This is a genomic window from Blastomonas sp. AAP25 (genome assembly GCF_001295965.1).
Lineage (GTDB): Bacteria > Pseudomonadota > Alphaproteobacteria > Sphingomonadales > Sphingomonadaceae > Blastomonas > Blastomonas fulva.
In genome coordinates, this window is the sequence record NZ_LJHP01000049.1 from 1 (window position 1) to 2,156 (window position 2,156).

The following is a 2,156-nucleotide window of genomic DNA, read 5'->3' on the forward strand; positions in this document are numbered from 1 at the left end:
TGAGCGAGGCGCACATCGTTTTCATGGGCTCGATCCCGCTGCCCCTCCACCATTCGCTCCGCGAACGGTCCCCCTCCCCCAGCAAGCTGGGGGAGGATTTTAGGCGCTTAAGCCCCATCCGCGGTGATATCCGCATTCTCGTTCTCGCCGCCCGGCGCGCCATCGGCGCCCAGCGAATAGAGGTCGAAGGCACCCGTCGTGCCGGGGCTGATATACTGATACGGGCGGCCCCAGGGGTCCTGCGGCAGCTTCTTGATATAGCCGCCGCTGCGATAGCGGCCCGGCTGCGCCAGCGTTGGCGGCGCGGTGACCAGCGCGTTCAGCCCCTCGGCAGATCCCGGATAGGCCAGGTTGTCGAGCCGGTACATTTCGAGAGCCTGGCTCAGCGTCGCGATGTCGCTGCGCGCCTTTTCGGTCATCGCGCGGTCCTGGCTGGGAAGCACGTTGATGACCACGATCGTCGCGAGCAGCCCGATGATGAAGATCACCACCATCAGCTCGACCAGAGTAAACCCGTTGGCACGCTTGCGCGCCTGGGGCGAAAGGCGCTTGAGCAGCGCGGATCGGAATTTCAGCATGTTGGTCCTCATAAGCCAGTCAGGTTCTGAAGCTGCAGGATCGGCAGCAGGATCGACAGGATGATCAGCGCGACCACCCCGCCCATGACCACGATGATAGCTGGTTCTAGCAGGGCCATCGCGGTGGAGGTGAAATTCTGGAACTCGCGTTCGAGATAATCGGCGGCGCGCTCGAGCATGGTATCGAGCTGGCCTGCGCTCTCGCCGCTGGCGACAAGATACACCAGCAGCGGCGGAAAGGTCCCCGCATTCCTGAGCGCGCCCGAAAGCGAGCCGCCCGAACGGATCGATTCGACCGCCTCCTCGAGCGCTTCGCGCAGCACCGCGTTGCGGACGGTGCGGGTGGTCAGCTTCATGCCTTCGAGCAGAGGCAGGCGGCTGTGCACCATGGTCGCCAGCGTCCGCGCCAGCCTTGCCGCGTTCATGTCGCGGATCAGCCGCCCGATCAGCGGCAGCTTGAGCAGCATGCCATCGAAGCGGTATTTGAACGAAGCCACCTTCATGGCGCGCCAGAAGGCGACGCCTGCGAGCACCATCGCAATGGCCAGCGCCCACCACCAGTTGCTGAGAAAATCGGAGATGCCGATGACGATCCGCGTGATCAGCGGCAGCTGAGTAGAGGCATTGTCGAACTGTTCGACCACGCGCGGCACCACCGAGATCATCAGCCCGGCCACCACGCCGAACGCGACCAGGGTCAGGATGATCGGATAGGCGAGCGCCGAGATGATCTTGCCGCGCACCTCGGCCTGCTGTTCGAGCAAGGCTGCGAGCCGCTCGGTAATCACCGGCAGCGAGCCCGAGCTTTCGCCCGCGCTGATCATCGCGCGGAACAAAGGCGGGAAGCTGCGCGGCTCGCGCGCCATCGCTTCGGCGAGCGACTGCCCTTCCATCACGCCCGCATGCACGTTGATCAGCACCTCGCGTGCATTGGCCTTTTCGGTCTGGCGGCTGATCGTGCGCAGCGCCTCTTCCAGGGGGCTGACGCTCATCAGCGACGACATCTGCCGGGTGAACAGGGTGAGCTGCTTGGGGCTCAATCGCGCGGTGCGCTGCGAGATGAGCGCCTTGCGCGGCGGTGCGGGTGTAACGGTAACGATGTGGAACGCCTTGCGGATCAGCGCCGCGCGCGCCTGCGCATCAGAAGGCGCGCTGATCCGCCCCTGTCGCTCGCGCCCGGCGGAATCGATCACCTTATAGGCAAAGTCAGCCATCAGGCTCTCAGCGGTTCGGGCACCGGCTCGGCCTCGCGCCGCGAAATGCGGATCGCCTCTTCCGCCGTGGTTTGACCGGTGCGCACCAGTTCGCGCGCCGCCGAGCCCAGATTGGGCGCATTCAGGAAGGCGTGCCGCGCGATGATGGCCTCGTCGCCGCCATCGTTGATCAGGCGGCGAATGGTTTCATCCACCCGCACCGCCTCGAACACGCCGATGCGGCCCTGGAAGCCGGTGTGGTTGCAATGGTCGCAGCCGACCGGACGATAGACCACGGTACCCTTGTCGAAGCCGAGCAAAGAGGCGAGCGAGCCATCGGCCTGCACCGGCTCGCGGCATTCGGGGCACAGCCGCCGCACCAGCC

Annotated in this window: 2 protein-coding genes and 1 pseudogene; all 3 read right to left on the minus strand. The window is 65.5% G+C overall.

The window, feature by feature from the left end; all coding sequences use genetic code 11:
- Positions 1–107: 107 nt before the first annotated feature.
- Positions 108–578 (minus strand): type II secretion system major pseudopilin GspG, encoded by a 471-nt coding sequence (gene gspG / locus IP68_RS19580; RefSeq protein WP_054136707.1) that lies wholly within the window; start codon positions 576–578, stop codon positions 108–110.
- Positions 579–586: 8 nt separating this feature from the next.
- Positions 587–1,792, minus strand: a complete 1,206-nt coding sequence (gene gspF / locus IP68_RS19585; RefSeq protein WP_054136706.1) for a type II secretion system inner membrane protein GspF — start codon at positions 1,790–1,792, stop codon at positions 587–589.
- A pseudogene (locus IP68_RS19590) lies at positions 1,792–2,156 on the minus strand (type II secretion system protein GspE); the annotation flags it as partial. The gene gspF and the pseudogene IP68_RS19590, both read right to left, overlap by 1 nt.